A 968-nucleotide genomic window follows, 5' to 3' on the forward strand; every position below is an offset into this window, starting at 1 on the left:
TCGCGCAGTCGGCCGTTGAAGCTCTCGATGAAGCCATTATCCGGCATGATGTTCTTGGTGCCATCGTTTGTTCGGTTGTCAGGTTCGTTAAGCTTGGCGCATCCGGGCCACGGGGCACCGGGAGCACGCAAGTGCGGGCAGGCCGTCGTATGCAGATGAACTGCGAGTTCGAGCACGTTATCTGGCCGCCCCTACGACTCGCCCGGATGCGCTGCGAGCGCGGATCCGTATTTGTCGTGTTGCCCGCTGGCTCCCTGTTCGTGACCAACGATGGAGGGAACCGTGCGTATTATCGGCATGGACATAAACCGCGTAGCCGCCGAGGTCGTGTCGTTGCTTGATGGCGAGATCGTCAAGCTCGGCCGCGTTCAAATGCTGCGCAATAAGCTCGAGGAGTTCGCCAGGAGGGAACTCACCCGCGATGATCATGTGGTGATCGAGGCGACCGGCAATGCCGCGGCCGTCGCTGAAGTGCTGTCGCCCTACGTCGATCGGATCGTGATCGCCAATCCTAAGCAGGTGCACATGATCGCGCACGCGAAGGTGAAGACTGACACGATCGACGCCACTGTCCTTGCGAAGCTCTACGCCTCGGGCTTTCTGCCGGAGGTCTGGGTTCCGGATCCGGGGACCCTTGCCCTCCGAAGACAGGTCACCAGGCGGACACAGCTGGTTCGCCAGCGTTCGCGGCTAAAGAACCTGATCCAGTCAATCCTCCACGCCCACCTGATCCCGCCGTGTCCGCATGGGACCTCGTCGGGATCAGCGGGCGCAAATGGCTGACGAGGCAAATATTGCCTGCGGCTGAGCGCGCCGCCATCGAGCGCCACCTCGGCTTGATTAACCAGATCAACGAGGCGTTGACGGTGGTCGAGGCGGATATCGCCGTACATGCCCTCCAGGATCAGACAATCCGCCGCCTGATGACGTTGCCCGGCCTCGACGTCACCGTGGCTGCGAGCGTTGCC

The 968-nt window shown here is 61.9% G+C and carries 1 pseudogene; it reads left to right on the forward strand.

Annotated features, from left to right (window positions below):
- Positions 1-282 precede the first annotated feature (282 nt).
- Positions 283-968 (forward strand): annotated as a pseudogene (locus tag EOD15_RS34815) (transposase); the annotation flags it as partial.

The sequence above is a fragment of the Mesorhizobium sp. M7A.T.Ca.US.000.02.2.1 genome, assembly GCF_003996995.1.
GTDB lineage: Bacteria > Pseudomonadota > Alphaproteobacteria > Rhizobiales > Rhizobiaceae > Mesorhizobium.